The organism is Mesorhizobium sp. L48C026A00 (genome assembly GCF_000502375.1).
Classification (GTDB): domain Bacteria; phylum Pseudomonadota; class Alphaproteobacteria; order Rhizobiales; family Rhizobiaceae; genus Mesorhizobium; species Mesorhizobium muleiense.
Window position 1 is genome coordinate 137,148 of the sequence record NZ_AYWU01000002.1, and the last position, 18,798, is coordinate 155,945.

General features: G+C 61.5%; 18 protein-coding genes and 1 tRNA gene. 13 read left to right on the forward strand and 6 right to left on the reverse strand.

All coding sequences use genetic code 11. The features are described from left to right. Positions 1 to 2: 2 nt before the first annotated feature. Positions 3 to 803, reverse strand: coding sequence for a class I fructose-bisphosphate aldolase (locus tag X738_RS47770; RefSeq protein WP_023797149.1), 801 nt, complete (start codon positions 801 to 803; stop codon positions 3 to 5). Positions 804 to 960: 157 nt separating this feature from the next. Between X738_RS47770 and X738_RS47775 the strand changes: the two genes are divergently transcribed. From X738_RS47775 to X738_RS47785, 3 genes are all read left to right on the forward strand, one after another. Next, on the forward strand, positions 961 to 1,722 hold the full coding sequence (locus X738_RS47775; protein WP_023797150.1) for a DeoR/GlpR family DNA-binding transcription regulator: 762 nt from the start codon (positions 961 to 963) through the stop codon (positions 1,720 to 1,722). A gap of 253 nt (positions 1,723 to 1,975) precedes the next feature. Further along, entirely contained in the window at positions 1,976 to 3,124 is a 1,149-nt protein-coding gene (locus X738_RS47780) for a Gfo/Idh/MocA family protein (protein ID WP_023797151.1), read from the forward strand. Positions 3,125 to 3,140: 16 nt separating this feature from the next. Next, the gene (locus tag X738_RS47785) at positions 3,141 to 4,118 is read left to right on the forward strand and encodes an alpha/beta hydrolase (protein WP_023797152.1); all 978 of its coding nucleotides are present in this window, start codon (positions 3,141 to 3,143) and stop codon (positions 4,116 to 4,118) included. On the opposite strand, the gene X738_RS47790 is transcribed toward X738_RS47785, so the two are convergent. Continuing rightward, on the reverse strand, positions 4,106 to 5,128 hold the full coding sequence (locus X738_RS47790; protein WP_031254108.1) for a LacI family DNA-binding transcriptional regulator: 1,023 nt from the start codon (positions 5,126 to 5,128) through the stop codon (positions 4,106 to 4,108). The genes X738_RS47785 and X738_RS47790 overlap by 13 nt on opposite strands. A 149-nt stretch (positions 5,129 to 5,277) precedes the next feature. Between X738_RS47790 and X738_RS47795 the strand changes: the two genes are divergently transcribed. The 8 genes from X738_RS47795 (at position 5,278) to X738_RS47830 (ending at position 13,510) form a co-directional block, all read left to right on the forward strand. Next, complete coding sequence (locus tag X738_RS47795) at positions 5,278 to 6,222, forward strand: sugar kinase (RefSeq protein ID WP_023797154.1); 945 nt, start codon at positions 5,278 to 5,280, stop codon at positions 6,220 to 6,222. Continuing rightward, positions 6,219 to 7,505, forward strand: coding sequence for a D-tagatose-bisphosphate aldolase, class II, non-catalytic subunit (locus X738_RS47800; protein ID WP_023797155.1), 1,287 nt, complete (start codon positions 6,219 to 6,221; stop codon positions 7,503 to 7,505). Before X738_RS47795 ends, X738_RS47800 begins: the two co-directional genes overlap by 4 nt. 148 nt (positions 7,506 to 7,653) lie before the next feature. Then, positions 7,654 to 8,538, forward strand: coding sequence for a dihydrodipicolinate synthase family protein (locus X738_RS47805; RefSeq protein ID WP_023797156.1), 885 nt, complete (start codon positions 7,654 to 7,656; stop codon positions 8,536 to 8,538). Between the two features lie 23 nt (positions 8,539 to 8,561). After that, on the forward strand, positions 8,562 to 9,221 hold the full coding sequence (locus X738_RS47810; RefSeq protein ID WP_023797157.1) for a GntR family transcriptional regulator: 660 nt from the start codon (positions 8,562 to 8,564) through the stop codon (positions 9,219 to 9,221). A 63-nt stretch (positions 9,222 to 9,284) separates the two neighbouring features. Then, a complete protein-coding gene (locus tag X738_RS47815) occupies positions 9,285 to 10,622 on the forward strand; it encodes an ABC transporter substrate-binding protein (RefSeq protein ID WP_023797158.1) in 1,338 nt (445 codons plus the stop codon). Next, on the forward strand, positions 10,622 to 11,584 hold the full coding sequence (locus X738_RS47820) for a carbohydrate ABC transporter permease (protein ID WP_023797159.1): 963 nt from the start codon (positions 10,622 to 10,624) through the stop codon (positions 11,582 to 11,584). Before X738_RS47815 ends, X738_RS47820 begins: the two co-directional genes overlap by 1 nt. After that, on the forward strand, positions 11,585 to 12,406 hold the full coding sequence (locus X738_RS47825) for a carbohydrate ABC transporter permease (RefSeq protein WP_023797160.1): 822 nt from the start codon (positions 11,585 to 11,587) through the stop codon (positions 12,404 to 12,406). A 45-nt stretch (positions 12,407 to 12,451) separates the two neighbouring features. Continuing rightward, positions 12,452 to 13,510, forward strand: a complete 1,059-nt coding sequence (locus X738_RS47830; RefSeq protein WP_023797161.1) for an ABC transporter ATP-binding protein — start codon at positions 12,452 to 12,454, stop codon at positions 13,508 to 13,510. A gap of 332 nt (positions 13,511 to 13,842) precedes the next feature. Here the strand turns inward: X738_RS47830 and X738_RS47835 are convergent, their stop codons facing one another. The 3 genes from X738_RS47835 to X738_RS47845 form a co-directional block, all read right to left on the reverse strand. Then, complete coding sequence (locus tag X738_RS47835) at positions 13,843 to 14,751, reverse strand: hypothetical protein (RefSeq protein WP_023797163.1); 909 nt, start codon at positions 14,749 to 14,751, stop codon at positions 13,843 to 13,845. 117 nt (positions 14,752 to 14,868) lie between these two features. Next, the gene (locus X738_RS47840) at positions 14,869 to 16,122 is read right to left on the reverse strand and encodes an alpha/beta hydrolase (RefSeq protein ID WP_084833603.1); all 1,254 of its coding nucleotides are present in this window, start codon (positions 16,120 to 16,122) and stop codon (positions 14,869 to 14,871) included. Further along, positions 16,077 to 16,613 carry a hypothetical protein gene (locus tag X738_RS47845; RefSeq protein WP_156942544.1) on the reverse strand — a complete coding sequence of 179 codons (537 nt, stop codon included), beginning with the start codon at positions 16,611 to 16,613 and terminating at the stop codon, positions 16,077 to 16,079. The genes X738_RS47840 and X738_RS47845 overlap by 46 nt, the downstream gene beginning before the upstream one ends. A 1,463-nt stretch (positions 16,614 to 18,076) precedes the next feature. Here X738_RS47845 and X738_RS86760 point away from each other — a divergent pair. Together X738_RS86760 and X738_RS84505 are read left to right on the forward strand one after the other, a co-directional pair. Next, a complete protein-coding gene (locus X738_RS86760) occupies positions 18,077 to 18,295 on the forward strand; it encodes a hypothetical protein (protein WP_245277580.1) in 219 nt (72 codons plus the stop codon). A 123-nt stretch (positions 18,296 to 18,418) separates the two neighbouring features. Beyond that, entirely contained in the window at positions 18,419 to 18,565 is a 147-nt protein-coding gene (locus tag X738_RS84505; protein ID WP_023797166.1) for a hypothetical protein, read from the forward strand. A gap of 127 nt (positions 18,566 to 18,692) precedes the next feature. Here the strand turns inward: X738_RS84505 and X738_RS47855 are convergent. Then, positions 18,693 to 18,769 (reverse strand) — tRNA-Arg (locus X738_RS47855). Positions 18,770 to 18,798 lie beyond the last annotated feature (29 nt).

The following is an 18,798-nucleotide window of genomic DNA, read 5'->3' on the forward strand; positions in this document are numbered from 1 at the left end:
GTTCAGGCACCCGCCTTCGCCAGGGCGTCTTGCGCCGAAAGGCCGTCATGGATGACGCCCCGAAAGGCAAGCGCTGCCTTCTCCGGATCGCCATGCCCCCAGAGATTGCGGCCTACCACGGCGCCGCGTGCGCCGGCACGGATGGCGTCCGCCGTCTGCTGAAGCGCGCCGAGCAGCGTATCTGTCTTTGGACCGCCCGCGATCACGACCGGCACCGGGCAGGTCCGGACGGTCTCTCGGAACGACTCGAAATCGCCCGTGTAGCCGATCTTGATCACGTCGACGCCGGACTCGTAGCCGATGCGCGCCGCATAGGCGATCTCGTCGGGGGTGAAGACGATTTTTGCTCCGTCGGTGAAATCGCGAGGGTAGATATGCGCCACCACAGGCATGCCGTAGCGGGCCGCTGCATTTACCGAATCGGTCAGCCAGCGTATGTATTTGCCCTCGGTCGCGCCGCGTACCGGAATGGCCACGGCCAACGCATCGGCCCCCGCGCGCACCGCATCCTCGGGCGTTGCGATCAACTCGCTGATGCGATCGTCCGGAGTGAAGCAGCCCGCCTGAATCACCAGGGAAGCTTTGCCCGCATATTGCGGCCACAGATGGCGCGCGGTGCCAGGCTGGATGCTGACGTAGTCGGGTTTGCCCACCATGACGCGTGCGAGCGCACCCGGCAGGTCGGCAAGGCCGCCTTTGCGCACGTCGCCATAGCCGACGAAGTGGTCGACCGCGCCGCCAAAAAGTTTCCCCGATGGATGCGAGAAGAGGCGCGCAAGACGCACCTTGGTTCCTAGGCTCATGAGTGCAAAATTCCCCAATCGTTTGATTTCAAAATCCTGGACCCAGTGTTTCCGAAAGAAACAAGAAATACAATCTTTCGAAAGCTTTCGAATTTGCATATTTTTGGTAAGCTGAGCCGAGGCCGGAGCGGTTGCTTGGCGAGGGAAGGGCAGGGCAATGTTGTCGGAGCAGAGACGCCAATCGATCCTGGGTGAGGTGCAGCGCAGCGGACAGGTGCGCACGAAGGACCTGTCAGACGGGTTTGGCGTGTCGGAGGTCACGGTGCGTTCCGACCTCGAGATACTTGATCGCAAGGGACTACTGACCAAGACCCGTGGAGGGGCGGTGACCCGGACCACCGATTCGACTACGGCCGCGTTCGCCCGGCGGATGCAAACGAACCTCGACGCAAAGAAGCGCATCGCCCGGGCGGCGCTAGACCTGTTCGAGGACAACCAATCGGTCATCTTCGACGGCGGCTCGACATTGATGCAGGTTGCCATGCAGTTACCGCCGCTCAGCAATGTCGTGGTCGCGGCCACGGCCATGAATATCGTGCAGCATCTTATGCATCGTCCCGGGCTCGACGTTCATATGATCGGCGGCCGGGTCTATCCCGACACGGTGAGCACGCTGATCACCGATGCCGATACGGCTCTCGGCGGCTTGGTAGCGCATCAGGTCTTTGTTGGAGCGCATGCGATAGACTCGTCACTGGATGTGGTCGACGTGAACGAAGACATGGCGCGAACGAAGCGAAACCTCGTTCGCATGGCCCGGCGCGTTGTCCTCCTCGCCGATTCGAGCAAATGGGGCGTCAGCGGGACCTCCAAGGCATTTTCGCTGTCGGCCGTCGATGTGGTGATCACCGACGATGGCCTGCCCGGTCCAATACGCAGCCAGCTTGAGATGACCGGGGCCAAGGTGATCTATGCCTGAACCCATCTCGGTCCCTGACCGCGACGGAAAGATCCAATGCGCGCATGACCCACGGGATTCGCATCGGCTGTTGGCCGTCAGTCATGTTCTCCTCCTCAAGGCTGGCCTCCAATGTTGCGCCATCATTTTCGCATGTTCTGTAATAATTTTACGCACGTCAATATTTAAAATGTTGTATAGCGGCTTTCGACTGTGATCCGTTGGACGCAACGGCTGAGGCAGACCATCACCGCGTTGGGAGGTACGATCTAAAATGCACGGGAGATCAAAGACAAAGCTTGGCATTGGCGTCATCGGCTGCGGCAACATCTCGATGACCTATCTGCGCAATGCGGCTTTGTTCGGCGGGGTCGAGCTCAGCGCCTGCGCCGACATTTCGGCCGATATGGCTGCGCTGCGCGCCAAGGAATATGGCATCCGCGCGCTCGGCGTCGACGCGCTTTTGGCCGACCCGAACATCGACCTTGTCCTCAACTTGACGATCCCGGCGGCGCATTTCGATATTTCGCTTTCGGCGCTTTCGGCGGGAAAGCACGTCTTCACCGAAAAGCCGCTGGCGACCTCGGCCAAGGACGGCAGGCGGCTTGTCGCCGAGGCGGCGGAGCGCGGGCTGCTGCTGGGCTCGGCCCCGGACACCTTCCTTGGCGCCGCCGGACGGCGGGCACGCCGCCTCATGGACGAGGGTGCGATCGGCCGGCCGGTGACCGGCACCGCTTTCATGATGGGGCGCGGCATGGAGCACTGGCATCCCAATCCGCAATTCTATTATCAGCCCGGCGGCGGACCGGTCTTCGACATGGGTCCCTACTACCTGACGATGCTGGTCAATTTGCTCGGGCCGGTGGCCCGCGTGATGGCGATGGCGACGCGGGGCCAGGAGGAGCGGCTGATCACCGCCGAAGGCCCCTACCGGAACACCAGCTTCAAGGTCGGCACACCGACCAACATCCTGTCGCTGCTGGAGTTCCGCTCAGGCGCCACCGTCACCTTCGGCGCCTCGTGGGATGTCTTCAGGCACTCCAACCACCCGATCGAGCTGCATGGGACGGAAGGCTCGCTCAGGCTGCCCGATCCGGATACGTTCGGCGGCACCGTCTCGCTCTCGGAACGAGGGGCCGACTGGGCCGACTTCCACAGCGAGAGCGAACTCTATGGCGCGCGCAATTGGCCCTTCGCCGCGCCCGACCGCGCGAATTACCGCATGCTCGGCGTTGCCGATCTTTCGCGCGCGCTGACAACAGGAAGAAAGCCGCGGGCGTCCGGCGACCTTGCGCTTCATGTGCTGGAAATCATGGAGGCGATCCTCGCTTCGGGTGAGAGCCGCGAGTCCGTCGCCGTCAACGCAACGGTCGATCAGCCGCCGCTCTTCCAGGACGCCGAAGCGGCGAGCCTGCTCGCCTGATATCGGAGGGCTTACGATGACGACATTGCTTTCACCCTTGCTCGATCCGGAGGCCCGGCATGTGCTCGACCTTGACCGGCAGGCGGCCGCCCCGCCATTCGAAGCCGGCACGCCTGAAGAGGCGCGCCGCGCCTATGAGGAGGGCGTTCCGGCACTCCAGGGCGAGCGCGAGCCGGTCGGCTCATTGACCGAGCGCACCATCACCGGACCCGGCGGCCCGTTGACGCTCAGAATCTATCGCGGACAGGGCGCGGTCGGAGCCGCTGCCCCGGCGCTGCTCTATCTGCATGGCGGCGGCTGGGTGATCGGCAATCTCGAGTCGCATGACGAGATCTGCCGCTGGCTTGCGAATATGGCGGCCTGCGTCGTCGTCTCTCCCGACTACCGGCTGGCGCCGGAACACAAATTTCCGGCGGCCATCGAAGATTGCCGCGCCGTACTTTCCTTCATGCAGGGCGGCGCGGGCGATCTCGGCATCGACGCCGAACGGATCGCTGTCGCCGGCGACAGTGCCGGCGGCAATCTCGCTACCGTCCTTTGCCTGCTTGCGCGCGGCGACAAGAAGCCGCCGGCGGCGCAGCTGCTGTTCTATCCGAACACGGACGCCTCGCAGGCGGCGGACAGCTATCGCCGCTTTGCCGACGGTTATGGCCTGACTTCGGCGACCATGGCCTGGTTCCGCGACCACTATATCAACCATGCTGGCGAGATTGATGACTGGCGCGTGTCGCCGCTCAAGGCCGCAAGCCTTGCCGGCGCAGCGCCGGCTTTTGTCGCAATCGCCGGCCATGATATCCTCGCCGACGAAGGCGAGGCCTACGCGAAGCGTCTGGAAGATGACGAGGTGCCGGTCGTTCTGCGGCGCTGGCCCGGCCAGATCCACGGCTTCGTTTCGATGGGCCGCCATGGTCCGGCGGCGCGGCAAGCGGTCGGCGCGGCAGTTGCCGCATGGCGCGGCTTCGATCCTGTGTTTGGAAACGCTCAGGCCGACTGACGCATGACCAGCGTCGCGTCGAGACTGACCTTGCGTGCAACTGTCGCGTCGTCCTCATCCAGCAAGGCCAGCAGCGTCTCGACGCTGCGTCCGGCCATCGAAGCGAAGTCCTGCGCCATGGTGGTGAGGGCAGGGCAGGTGTAGCGGCTCAGCGGATGGTCGTCATGGGCTGCGACCCGCAGGTCGCAATCGCCCTTGCGGCCGACCTTGCGGCCTTGCGAGTAGGCGGCGGCCATCACGCCGAAGGCGAGACGGTCGTTGGCGCACAGAATGGTCTTGCCCGGCAGACCGCCACGCGCGAGCATCGCTTCCATCTGCTGGTAGCCGATCCGTTCGAAATCCCAAGTGTAGTCATAAGGGGTGCCGATGAGCACCGGCTCATGCCCGAGCCGCTGCATGGCGCCGACATAGCTGTTCAGGCGCTCGCGCGAATTGTGGTTGACGTGCGGGATGTCGAAATAGACCGGGGCGTCACCGGAGCGGCAGAGATAATCGACGATGGTCGAGACGCTCTGGCTGTTGTTGTTGCCGACGAACGGCGTGTCGCCCTCGAGATAAGTGTCGAAATAGACGATCGGTATGGTCTGTGTCAGCTTCTCCAGCGTGCGCTCGTCGGAGCGTAGGCCGAGCGGCGCGATCAGCGCGCCGGAAACTTTTAGCGAAAGAATGGTTCGCGTCGCTTCCACTTCGAGCTCGCGCGAGCCGTGCGAGGAGATCACGATCGGCCAGTAGCCGTCGTCGCGCAGCCTGAGTTCGATGCGGCTCACCATTTCCGAATAGAAGGGATCGGCGAGCGTCGGCACGACAATGCCGATGCTGCGGGTCCGCTTGCGGTTGAGGTTGCGCGCAAACAGATTGGGCTGGTAGTCGGACGAGCGCAGCGCCACTTCGATCCGCTGACGTGTCGCCGGCTTGACGCTGGTCGGATCGTCGAAATATTTCGACAGTGTCGGCCTGGAGACGCCGCAAGAGCGAGCAAAATCCTCCATCGTCTTGTGCGGCATCGACATCAAAGCCCTCGAATGCAAGGCGAAACTTTACAGTAAAATTGTATAGTTTCCATGCGTAAATTTATTAATTGACGCGAAAATGCACAAGCCGTATTCACTTGCAGTAGGCGAATTTGAGTGCAGTAGGCGAATTTGAGGGATTCCGCGAGATGAAGAAGCTGGTCGGTGCCGGCGAGATTCTGGTCGAGATCATGGCCGAGCGGATCGGCCAGAGCTTTCTCGAGCCTGGTCCGCTGCTTGGACCCTACCCGTCAGGCGCGCCCGCGATCTTCATCGGCCAGGCGGCGGCGCTCGGCCAGCCGGCCGGTCTCATCGGCGCCGTCGGCGACGACGATTTCGGCAGGCTGAACATCGATCGGCTGCGGGCACTGGGCGCCGACGTGTCGGCGATCGCGGTTCACACGGGCCATGCGACGGGCACGGCCTTCGTCACCTACCGGGCCGACGCCAGCCGGCATTTCGTCTTCAACATCCGCAACAGCGCCGCCGGCCTGATCGAGACAAATGCGGCGGCGACAAAGCTGCTCGCCGGTGCCGATCATGTCCATGTCATGGGCTCGTCGCTGTTTTCCGACCGCGCCATCGCGGTGGCGCTATCGGCGATCGAGACGGTCAAGGCCAGAGGGGGAACCGTGTCCTTCGATCCGAACATCCGCCGCGAGATCATGCAGGCATCCGGCATGCGCGAAGCACTCGACCAAGTGCTGGCGCGAGCCGACATCTTCCTGCCGAGCGGCGAGGAGCTCTTCCTGTTTTCATCCGCCAGGGACGAGAAGGGTGCAGTCGACGAACTGCTGGCCCGCGGCCTGTCCTGCATTGTCCTGAAGAAAGGCGCCGCCGGCGCCGTCTATCATGATCATCACGGTGCGGTCGCCTCGTCCGGCTTTACCGTCGACGAGGTCGATCCGACCGGCGCGGGCGATTGCTTCGGTGCTGCTTTCGTCTCGTTCTGGCTGCGCGGGGCGGCTCCTGCCGAAGCCCTGCGGATCGCCAATGCCTGCGGTGCGCTTGCCGTCACCCGCAAGGGGCCGATGGAGGGCATTTTCCCGCTTGAAGCGGTCGAGGCATTCATCGCCACGGGGAACACGCAGTGAGTGACGCGACGCGAAGGTTTGCGAACATTGCGGCGAGGCGCGCCGCAGGCGAGAAAAGCGGCATCGCCTCGGTCTGCTCGGCGCATCCGCTGGTCATCGAGGCTGCCCTGCGCCATGGCGCGGCGCGGCGCGCGGATGTGCTGATCGAGGCCACCTGCAACCAGGTCAACCACGACGGCGGCTACACCGGGATGACACCTGCGGGGTTCCGCAGCTTCGTCGAGGCGCAAGCGCACAAAGTCGGCTTCCCCGTCGATCGCCTGATCCTCGGCGGCGATCATCTCGGGCCGAATCCCTGGAAGCACATGGCTGCGGCCGCCGCGATGAAGAAGGCTGCGGCGATGATCGATGCCTATGCGAGCGCCGGCTTCACCAAGATGCATCTGGATACGAGCATGGCCTGCGCCGACGATCCAGCCGTGCTTGCCGATGAAACGATCGCCGCGCGTGCGGCCGAACTTGCTGAAATCGCCGAGGCGGCGGTCGAGCGGGCAGGCGGCGAAAAACCGGTCTACGTCATCGGCACCGAAGTTCCGGTCCCGGGCGGGGCGCTGGAGGCGCTCGACCACCTGCATGTGACGGCGCCCGGCGATGCCTTGCGCACCGTAGAAATCCACGCGCGAGCGTTTTCCCGCGCCGGCCTCGAAGCCGCATTTGACCGTGCGGTCGGTGTCGTCGTCCAGCCCGGCGTCGAGTTCGGCAACACCGAGATCGTGCCCTATGCACCGGCCAAGGCGACTGAACTGGTGGCTGTGCTCGACCGTATGCCGCAATTGGTTTTTGAGGCGCATTCGACCGACTACCAGCCGGCTGAAGCGCTCAATGCTCTCGTTCGCGACGGTTTTGCCATCCTCAAGGTCGGCCCCTGGCTGACCTTCGCGCTTCGCGAAGCGCTGTATGGGCTCAGCCATATCGCCGATATCCTCGCGCCGGACTTTTCGTGCGAAAGCCTGCCTGCCGCGATGGAACGCATCATGCTGGCGTCGCCGGACAATTGGCAGCAATACTATCCGGGCACGCCGGACGAGCAGCGCATGCAGCGGCATTTCTCGTTTAGTGACCGCATCCGCTATTATTGGCCGACGCCGGAGGCGCAGCGCGCAACACGGATGCTGCTAGACGTATTGGGCGAGAAGGATATACCCCGGCCGCTGATCAGCCAGTATCTGGGGCAACTCGGCGCCGAGGTTGCCGCACGCCGGGTCAAGCCCCTCGCTCACGAGATTCTGATCGGCAGCATCACCCGTGTCCTCGATATCTACGCGGACGCGACGGGACAGTAGGGATCGCGCTGCCGGAAAGACGGCAGCCGCCCAAATCCGCATCATATATTCGTCTGATGTCGACGCCGTGTTCGAAAAGCCCCTCCGCAGTTTACAACTAACATGTTAGTGCGCTAGGAGTGCTGCACATCGACATCTGGAGAGAATAGTGGTCTCGCGCTTTGGTCTTTCGGTTGCTCTCGCCACGCCTTTCGATGCGTCCGGGCAAATCGCCATCCTTCCCATGGTCACGCAGGCCCGGGCTTGCCTTGGCGCCGGCTGCAGCAGCGCCACGCTCTTTGGCACCACCGGGGAAGGCGCCTCCGTGGGCACGGCAGAGCGGCGGATTGTTACCGAGGCCATGCTGGCCGCCGGCATTCCGGCACATCGGCTCGTTGCCGGCGTGCTGGTCGATGCAGCCGAAGACGCCGCCGAACAGGCGCGGCATGCCTTGCAGTGCGGCGTCCGCAATATCCTGCTGGCTCCGCCGAGCTACTTCAAGAATGTCGGCGAGGACGGGCTGTTCGGATGGTTTTCTGCCGTCTTCGCTGCGCTCGGGCCGCTGGCTCGAGGCATCCTCCTCTACAACATCCCCTCTGTCACCATGGTGCCGCTCCCGCTTACCCTGATCGGTCGGCTGTGTGCGGCCTTCCCCGGCGTGATCGCCGGTGTCAAGGATTCGGGTGGCGACTGGAGTTACAGCGAGGCGCTGCTAAGAGCCCATGGCGATATGGTGATCCTGATCGGCGACGAGCGGCACCTGGCCAGAAGCGTGCGCCAGGGCGGGCAGGGCGCCATTTCCGGCATGGCCAATTTCGTAACCGGCGAAATCCGCGCCATGACCGAGGATGGGCGCGACGATGCCCGTGTCGAGAGCTTCGTGCTCGAATTGCTTAGATATTCGGTCATCCCGGCGGTGAAGGTCATGGTGGCGCGCAAAACCGGCGACGAGCGCTGGCTGGCGGTCCGTCCGCCGCTGGAGCCGATCGGTTCGCAGGGGCGGCAACAGCTTGCTGCCGCCTATGACAGGCTGTTTGCGACAGAGCCGGCCTGACCGGCAAAGGGAAGCGCGCTGAAATGGACGACAGCAGCGAACCGGCAACCCTCAGGGAAAGAGCTTATGCCAGCTTCACGCGGCATTTGCTGGCCCGCGATCTGCGGCCGGGACAGTTCGTGTCGCAGCGCGAACTGGTTGCCTTTACCGGGCTGCCGCTTGGCGCCATCCGCGAGATCGTGCCGCGTCTCGAGGCCGAAGGGCTTTTGACGACCATCCCGCAGCGCGGCATGCAGATCGCCCATATCGACATCAACCTGATCCGCGAGGCCTTCCAGTTTCGCCTGTTCATGGAGCGTGAGGCGGTGGCGCTGTTCACCGTCAACGCCTCCGACGCCGTGCTTGCCCGCCTGCGGCGCGAACATGAGGACATGCTGGCTCAAGCCTTGTCGCAGACGCCCACGCCGGAAATGGAAGCCAAGGCCCAGAACATCGATTGGGCCATGCACGACACCTTCATCGATGCGCTGGGCAACGAGATCATCGCCAAGGCGTATCTGGTCAATTCGGTAAAGATCAGGCTGATCCACCAGGAGCGTTTCCGCATCGATGGGCGCGTCGTGCCGGTGATGCAGGAGCACCTGACGGTGATCGAAGCGCTCGAGAGCCGCGATCCGCAAAAGGCGGTCGAGGCGATCAGTCGGCATATCGACAATGCGCGCCGGTTGGCGCTCCAGATCTGAGGACGTATGGTTCGCGGCTGCCGCGACGTTATCCACAACGACAGCAACCCAAGGGAGGAAGAAATGTCGTCCAATCCGTTCAAGCCAACGAGAAGGCAAGTCCTTGCAGGAACCACGGCGCTGGCAGCCGTCGGCCTGGCCGGCCTTCGCCCGAGCTTTTCCGCCGGTGTCGACTGGAAGCGCTTTGCCGGCACCACGCTCGACGTCAATCTGGTGAAAAGCCCGCGCAGCGACACCATCCTGAAATACATCGCCGAATTCGAGGAACTGACCGGCATCAAGGTCAATGCCGAGGCGACGCCGGAACAGCAGCAGCGGCAGAAGACAGTGATCGAGCTCAGTTCCGGCAGACCGAGCTTCGATGTCGTGCATTTGAGCTATCACGTGCAGAAGCGCCAGTTCGAAAAGGGTGGCTGGCTGGCCGACATTGCCGGCTATCTCGCCGATCCGACCCTGACCGATCCCGGCCTGGTCGAAAGCGATTTCGCCGAGGCCGGCATGCTTTTCGCCAAGGACAACCAGGGCGTGCTGCGTTCGCTGCCCTTCTCGGTGGACTACTGGATCGTCTACTGGAACAAGGAGCTGTTCGAGGCCAAGGGCCTCAAATACCCTGAATCGTTCGACCAACTGGTGGCCGCCGCCGAAGCGCTGACCGATCCATCGACCAACACGTTCGGTTTCGTCGCCCGCGGCCTCAAGAATGCCAACACGCCGGTGTGGACGTCGCTGATGCTCGGCTACGACATGACGCCGCTCGACGACAAGGGAAAGCTGCGCACCGAAACGCCCGAGGCGATCGAGGCCGCTGCCCTCTACCAGAGGCTGATGACCAAGTCCGCCCCTCCGGGCGTCACCGGCTTCAATTGGGCGGAAGCGCAGTCCGCCTTCCTGCAAGGCAAGATCGGCATGTGGTTCGATGGCGTCGGTTTTGCCCCGCCGATGGAAAATCCCGAAAAGTCGCGCGTGGTCGGCAAGGTCGGCTACGGCGTCATGCCCAAGGGGCCCAAGGCGCATGCCTCCGGGACGTTTGGCGACGGCCTCGGCGTGACCGCCTCCAGTGAAAAGAAGGAGGCCGCCTATCTGTTCTGTCAGTGGGCGGTTTCCCCGGCGATGGGCGCACGCCTGCTCCAGGCCGGCGCCGGCGTGCCGTTCCGCAAGTCGGTGCTGGAAGATCCCAAGGTGCGCGAAGGCGTCACCATGCCGGCAAGCTGGCTCGATGCGGTGGTTCAGTCCGGCAACATCAGCCGGCTGGCGCTGCCGGTGATCATCCCGGTCACCGAGTTCCGCGACATCTACGGCGTGGCGCTGACCAACATGATTGCCGGTGCCGATCCTGCCGAAGAGCTGAAGAAGGCCACCGCGCAGTTCCAGCCGGTTCTCGACAGGAGCGAGCAGGGCTGATGTCTGTCATCGCCCCAGAACGCACCGGGGCGACGACGGATCGCACCGCGGTGACGACTGAACAGGCCATCGAAGGGAGCCAGACGATCCGGCTGGCTCCCAACTACTGGCCCTTCGTCGTCCCGGCGCTCGTCGTCGTTAGCGCCGTGATCGTCTTTCCCTGGGCTTTCACGCTCTGGATGAGCGTCAACCGCTGGACGCTTGGCCAGTCACGGAGCTTTGCCGGGATGGAAAACTATCTCCGTCTGGCCAGCGACCCCCGATTCTGGGAATCGCTTGTTCATACGTTGACCTACACCTCGCTGTCGGTGGCAGCGCCGATGTTGTTGGGCACTGTCGCCGCCCTGATCTTCGATGCCAGGTTTCCGCTGCGCGGCCTGCTGCGCGGCGTCTTCGTCATGCCGATGATGGCAACGCCGGTTGCCGTGGCGCTGGTCTGGACCATGATGTTCCATCCCCAGCTCGGCGTGCTCAACTACCTTCTATCGCTGGTCGGCATCCCGGCGCAGGAATGGATATTCAACGCCAACACGGTCATTCCTTCGCTGGTCGCGGTCGAGACCTGGCAGTGGACGCCGCTGGTGATGCTGATCGTGCTGGGCGGGCTGGCCTCGGTGCCGCGCGAGCCGTTCGAGAGCGCCGAGATCGACGGCGCCAATGCCTGGCAGCAATTCCGCTACCTCACTTTGCCGATGATCGCGCCGTTCCTGATGATTGCGTTGATCATCCGCACCATCGATGCGCTGAAGAGCTTCGACATCATCTATGCGATGACCCAGGGCGGACCGGGCACCGCGTCGGAAACCATCAACATCTATCTCTACAACACCGCCTTCTCCTACTACGACATCGGCTATGGCTCGGCCATGGCCGTGGTGTTCTTCATCGTCATCGTGGCGCTGTCCTTCATTCTCCTGATGCTGCGCCAGCGCTCGCAGTGGAACGACGCGGAGGGCAAATAGATGAGCTCACGGTTGCTCAACCAGATCGGCCTGTTTTTCGCGGCCCTGGTCATCGTCTCGCCGGCGATTCTTTTCTTTCTCTGGATGATCTCGCTGTCGCTGAAATTCGAGATCGACAACGGCGCCTATCCGCCGATCCTGATCCCCGAACGCTTCGCCTGGTCGAACTATGTAAAAGTGTTCGAGGAGAACAATTTCCTGCTCTATCTCTGGAATTCGGTTCTGGTGACCGGCACGGCGACACTGCTGGCGCTGCTGATCGGCGTACCGGCCGGCTATGGCATAGCGCGGCTCAAGGCCGAAAAATCGGCGGTCGTCATCATGATCGCCCGCATGACGCCGGGATTGTCCTATCTCATCCCGCTGTTTTTGCTGTTCCAGTGGATCGGGATACTCGGCACGCTCTGGCCGCAGATCATCATCCACCTGGTGGTGACGGTGCCGATCGTGGTCTGGGTGATGATCGGCTATTTCGAAACCACGCCGATGGAACTGGAAGAGGCGGCCAATATCGACGGCGCCAGCTCCTGGCAGGTGTTCCGGCTGGTCGCCCTGCCCATCGCCAAGCCGGGCATCGTTGTCGCCTTCATCCTGTCGGTCATCTTTTCGTGGAACAATTTCGTCTTCGGCGTGGTGCTCGCCAGCCGTGAGACGCGGACGCTGCCGGTCGCCGTCTACAATATGCTTTCCTACGAGCAGGTGAGCTGGGGGCCGCTCGCCGCCGCCGCACTGGTGGTGACGCTGCCGGTGCTGGTGCTGACCATGTTCGCGCAAAAGCAGATCGTCGCCGGACTGACCGCCGGCGCGGTCAAGGGCGGCTGAAGACGAACTCTAGCTCGACATCAATTTTTCTCCCGGAGAAATCCAATGGCATCGGTAACCATCAACAACGTGCAGAAGGCTTTCGGAGCCACCAAGATCATTCACGACGTCAGTGTCGATATCGCCGACGGCGAATTCGTCATCCTGGTCGGCCCGTCGGGATGCGGAAAGTCGACGCTGCTGCGCATGATCGCCGGACTTGAAACGATCTCGGGCGGGAAGATCACCATTGGCGAACGCATGGTCAACAATCTGCGGGCGCGGGACCGCAACATCGCCATGGTGTTCCAGAATTACGCGCTCTATCCGCATATGACCGTGGCCGACAATATGGGCTTTGCGCTCAAGATCAAGAAAGCCGATCCGGCCGATACCGCCGGCCGCGTCAGGAATGCCGCCAATATCCTCGGCCTGGAAAAGCTGCTTGAGCGCTATCCGCGTCAGCTCTCCGGCGGCCAGCGCCAGCGCGTTGCCATGGGCCGCGCCATCGTGCGCGACCCGCAGGTTTTCCTGTTCGACGAGCCGCTCTCCAATCTCGACGCCAAGCTGCGCGTCCAGATGCGCGGCGAGATCAAGGCGCTGCACCAGCGGCTCGGCACCACAACCATCTACGTCACGCATGACCAGATCGAAGCCATGACGATGGCCGACAAGATCGTCGTGCTGCATGACGGCCTGGTCGAGCAGATCGGCGCGCCGCTCGACCTCTACGACCAGCCGGCCAACCTCTTCGTTGCCGGCTTTATCGGCTCGCCCGCCATGAATTTTATTGCCGGCCGCATCGAGGAAGGCGTGTTCCGCAGCGCTGGTGGGCTGATCCTGCCGCTGCCGGAAGGCGCCCGTCCGACCGACGCTGCAGGACGCGAACTTGTCTACGGCATCCGTCCCGAGCACATCCGCGCAACTGCCGAGGGCATGCCGGGCACGGTCACGCTTCTGGAAGCCACGGGTTCGGAAATCTTCGCCAAGGTCGACTGCGCCGGCGAGGAAATCGCCTGCCTGTTCCGCGAGCGGCTGCCGCTCAAGCAGGGCGCGCCGATACGGATCGAAGTCGATCGCGCCTGCGCCCACCTGTTCGAAGCGAAAACCGGCCGGCGTATGTGATTGGCGTGGCCTGCGCGGCGGGTTCGCCGACGCCAAGACGATACTCACGCAAAAGCGTCGCAGTACCAATTGCGGCGCCTGTCGCCAAACGCGTTTCCACCGACAATAACGTGCCCGATGGCACTGGACAGAACGGTCATGCCCGAACTATCGGCCGCTCGAGAGCCTTGTGAGAAGCGCGACCAGCTCCGACTGCCGATGCGTCTGCGTCTTCGCGAAGACCGATTTCAGCTGGTTGCGCCCGGTCTCATAGGAAACGCCAAGTTCGTCGGCTGCCGCTTCAACGCCGTGTCCCGAGCAAATCTTTCTCGCCAGCCTCGCTTCGGACGCTGTCAGCCTGAAGCAGGACTGCAGCACGGCTTCGGCAGCAGGAGGTCTCGCGTCAGGATCAATGAGGATGACGATTGCCTGGAAGGCGCCAGCGCGTTGTAGGAGACTTTCGGCAGTCGCAACGGATAGGCAAGGAGCGGCCGCCCTTGCAGTCTGGGCAGCGGCACGGGTGGCATCGATGCGGCCGTGTCCGGCGAACACAGCAGCGCTTTCAGCGATCGGTCGAGAGCATCTGTCGCGGTTCGGTCAAAGGAGACCAGACGCCGGCGCGTAATCTGCAGGCCTCGCCCCAGAAGCCTTTCCGCCGGAGCATTGGACCGGAGGACATTGCCGCTCCTATCCAACATGACGGCAGGCGTTTCGGTGGCGCTAAACGCATCCAGTGCCGCGTCGGCCCTCCCGAAACCTATTGCCCGCGCAACTGCGGCCACAGAGCCCAGCTGTTTCGAAAGGTCCGCCAGCTGTCTCATTTCGTCTGGCGTGAACGGACCCTGTTGGATCGACCTCTGCAGCGACAGTGCCCAGAAGTCGTCTCCTGCAGCGATTTTGACGGCCGCGCACCATCGCAGGCCGAAAGGCGCGAGGAATTCCTGGTAGTATGGATGCTTGGCGATATCGTCTGAAGTCAGGAGGTCGAACTCCGAGGTGACGCCTTTCCGATCGAGGAAGTTGACGAGGCGATACCGCTCGTCGCGGTTTATCCAGCCGTCGCGGACATAGGTGTCGAGAGCAGGGGCCATAGTGCGGCTGCAAGGCACGAGTGGCAGATGCCCTTTTATGTCGAAGAGAAGCGCTCCGGCGCTCCCGGTGGCCTTTTCGGCCACCTCCATCGCGGCATCCCAGCGTGATGGATCGAGGGCTGCCTCGACAAAGGCAACACCGATCGCGTCAAAATCGAAAGCAGCGCCCACCGCTAGCCCCTTGGTAGGCACCTATCTAAACACACCGAATCTCGAATAGCGAGTCGGGCCGCCCTCAGGGCCGCCCGCGATCGTGATGCAGCTTGGCGGTGCTTGCCGCCAGGAGAACTAGTGTTTTCTGGGCAATGTTGAAGAGCGATGCCTGAACCGGAACGGCGACCTCATCTGCTTTGGCGACCTTATCGCCGCAGCCCGCTGTGTTGCTGGCTCCTGCCACTGCTCCTCCGCCGCGGCGGTGAACTGCGGAGCCTGCATCCGCCCAATGCACTCAGTCTTCAGCTTGCGTCTGGGGTTTGCCAGGAAGTCGGCGACGACCTCCGATCCGCAAGGGTCGGAATCGATCACATCGTGCCCAATCCCGCGAAGCACGACGACCTGCCCAAAAGGAAGGCTTTTGGCCGCACGATATGCCCAGTGAGTTGGTGTTGCCGGATCATACTCGCCCGACAACAGCAGGGTCGGGATATCCAGGCGGCGGGGATGCTTTTGCGAAACCGTCATTCCCTGGGGAAACCAGAGCGGGCAAACCCAGGTATAGTCGGCCTCTCCGATCCACTTCGTCCAGTATTCGAAGCGCTTGTCAGGCAGCTCGGATCTGCTGGTCTCAGAGCAAGTGACCGAAAAATCCATGCCTTGCGAAATCTCGATATCGTCTTCTTCAAAGACCATATCCGCAAGCGGTCTAAAATCGTTTTTGTATGTCCTCTCGATTAACGTCGGCATATTTTCGATAGCGTAGCGATCATATAACGACCCGAATATAATCTCGAGAAAATCTGCGCCAGAGACATATCTGTACTGCGCGGGCGCGTTTTCTTTGTCTGCGCTCCGCAAAAGCACCGGTTGTTTGTCCAATTGCTTTACGATCGCTCGCACCGCGTCTCCCAGTCCGCGCATGCAATTTTTCGATTTTTGGCAATCTCGTTCCAGCAGGCGCAAAGAACGATCCAGATTTCGCCCATCTTCCTTGAGGTGGTCGATATCAAGGGGAAGAACGGAATCCAGAATACTCGCCGAGACGCCCTCTGGATGCTCGTTCATCACTTCCAAGGCAACTCTTGTGCCGTAAGAGACGCCGTAGAGTACCCACTTCTTTATGCCAAGAGCCTTCCGAACGTCGTTGACGTCTGCTGCATTTTCGGTGGTGTTGTAAGCGAAGAGGTCAATGCCCTTTGCTATCAGCGCGCTTCGGCACGCGACCACCTCATCTCTCATGAGCTTGTCAAAGCTGATCTCAGCGTCGACGCTTAGCGAAATGGAGTTCCAATGACCGGCCTTGAAGTATCGCGAACAGCTGAGCCTGGGAATTGACTTGCCTATCCCTCGTTGGCGACCACGACCACTCGGCGCCCGATCATCCAATTTTGATCACTTATGAACTGCCACCATGCCTCGATGTCTTCCCTGTCGCCAATATCGGTGGGCTGGCCAGGCCCGCCCGTGAGAAACACAATGGGCTCATGCCGCTCGCGGTCAGGTTCGAAGACCACCACCGATAGAGTGATTTCGGTCCCAGAAGCTTTCTTGCGGTTTTCAGGGACATTGAGAGTCCCGCACGTCATACCACGGTCGCGCGGAACCTCGAACCAGCAATTCGTTTTCTTGAACTCTCCGGCATGGATATCCCCGCTCCACGCGCAAAAGAGAAGTACAGCTGACGCGAGCTTAAGGAGTACTCGATCCAGATTGATGAACATACGTCGAAAAGAGGCGCGCATGTTGCCCTCCAGCATGAAGCAAGGCCTGAGGCATTCGCTCGCCGCCCACTGAGCTTTGACATCAGCGCGGTCGTAGGAATGATCGTAGTTTCCCCCTGCCCCACCAATTGCCAAGTGCGATTTTGCTCGCAGCAAGCTACCCCTCATCGAGAATAGAGTGGTTCCATGGGCCGCGCATGACCCATTTGGGTATGGGATCATGGCGACAGTGGCGTCAGGGCAGTTGTCACCGCTGCCGTACCCCTGAGCCTGTGGAGCGCGCCGACTTACTCCTTCGGCGGCGGCAGCAATCCAGTTCTATCGTGATGAGATCGCCATCGCGTTCGGGTTGGCGCATGCCGACGAGATCGTCGGCATGCACGCGATTGCGAATCCCACAATGCGCTTTGCCTGGAACGCTATCGCGACGGGCATAAGAAGAAGAATGCCGCAGCGATGGAACGACCAACAATTATCGTGATCACAACCGTTTCACGTTAACCGTTAGGAAACGACGGGCTTGTTAAATGAGTTTCCCCAAGGGGCATAAATATGGCACTTCACCTTTCGGCGGATGCGGTTCCTGTGGCGGCGGCCCCACAGAAGTATCTTTTTGGTCCGGTCGCTGACTTTCTCATGCTTGGCGGGAGCGCGTTCCTCATCCTGCCGGTCTTGTTTTTTGTCCCTCTTAANCGCTGACTTTCTCATGCTTGGCGGGAGCGCGTTCCTCATCCTGCCGGTCTTGTTTTTTGTCCCTCTTAAATACGAAGGTTTCGTGGGCGCAACGATGTTGTTGCTGGCTCATCTGATAAACCATCCGCACTTTGCCCACTCGTATCAACTTTTCTATCGCAATTTCGGGCGGAAGGTGCGCGGAGACGGATATGACAAGAACCTTCAGGTCCGTTACATCTTCGCGGGCATTGTCGTCCCGCTGATCATGGGCGGCTTTTTTGCTTACGGTTCAATAGCGGGGAATGCGCGCCTGCTGGGGTATGCTGGCAATGCGATGGCCTTTTTTGTGGGCTGGCACTATGTCAAGCAAGGCTACGGCATGCTGATGGTGGACGCCGTATTGAAGCGCAGGTTCTTCAACGAGCAAGACAAGAAAGTGCTGCTGTTCAACGGCTATGCCGTATGGCTGTTCGCTTGGCTTCAGACAAACGCGGTGATCACCGAAAGGCAATTCTGGGGCTTGGACTACTACACATTTGCCGCCCCCTCATGGGTCACCAATATTGCCGTATTTGCCGCCGCTGCTTCCACGGCAGCCACGGTCGTGATGCTGATCAATCGCTGGCGCAAGCATGGTGGCACGCTNATTTGCCGCCGCTGCTTCCACGGCAGCCACGGTCGTGATGCTGATCAATCGCTGGCGCAAGCATGGTGGCACGCTACCGTACAACGGCGTCGTCGCTTACGTCGTGTCTCTATACGCCTGGATTCTATTTGTGAGGATAAACCCGCTCTGGTTGCTTGTGGTGCCGGCGCTCCATTCGTTGCAGTACCTGGCGGTGGTCTGGCGTTATCAGACCAATGTAGAGCTCGACCGTTCAGATGCTGTTATAGAACCCGAATTCAAGGTCCTGTCCATTATTGGCCCGATGTATAGGTTGCGAGTGCTGGGCTTTATCATCATTGGCAGTATTCTTGGGATTCTCGGTTTCTGGCTGGTCCCGATCGCGTTGTCTGCTTTGATTCCTTATAATGAAGAGGTGCTCGGCTCGTCGCTGTTCCTCTTCATAGCGTGGATATTCATCAACGTGCACCACTACTTCCTGGATAACGTTATGTGGCGACGAGGCAATCCAGAGGTATCAAAATATCTGTTCCGCTAGTCACTTGCCGCGGCAATCTTATGATGGCCACAGATAGCCGGCCGGACCGCTCGCCACATCGGGCGTAAGCATCCGAATTGCACTGCTCGGGCCTATTGCAACGTCCGCGAAAGAGTCTCTCCGATGCCGCAGGCGCTGGTGGTGGTGGTGCCGTTGCTGATCGGTGGCAGCGGCCTCGTCCTAATTTCAGTGCTGCTTCTGGTTTTCGCTCTTGCCACGGCTATGGTCGTGAAAAAACCGCTCATGCTGCCCGCGGTGGCTTCGCCATAGCCCGACAGAATCACGCCGCCCGCCAAACCGCCACCCGCTCTAACCCGATACACCCGAGTTATATCGCCGCGTCCGCCACCGGTTTTGCCCCGGTTACGGCGGTGGCTCGCTAAGTAATTGAATAGCGTGGTGATCCCGACAGGAATCGAACCTGTGACCTACAGATTAGGAATCTGCCGCTCTATCCTACTGAGCTACGGGACCACGCGGCCGACACATAACCGCTTCGGATC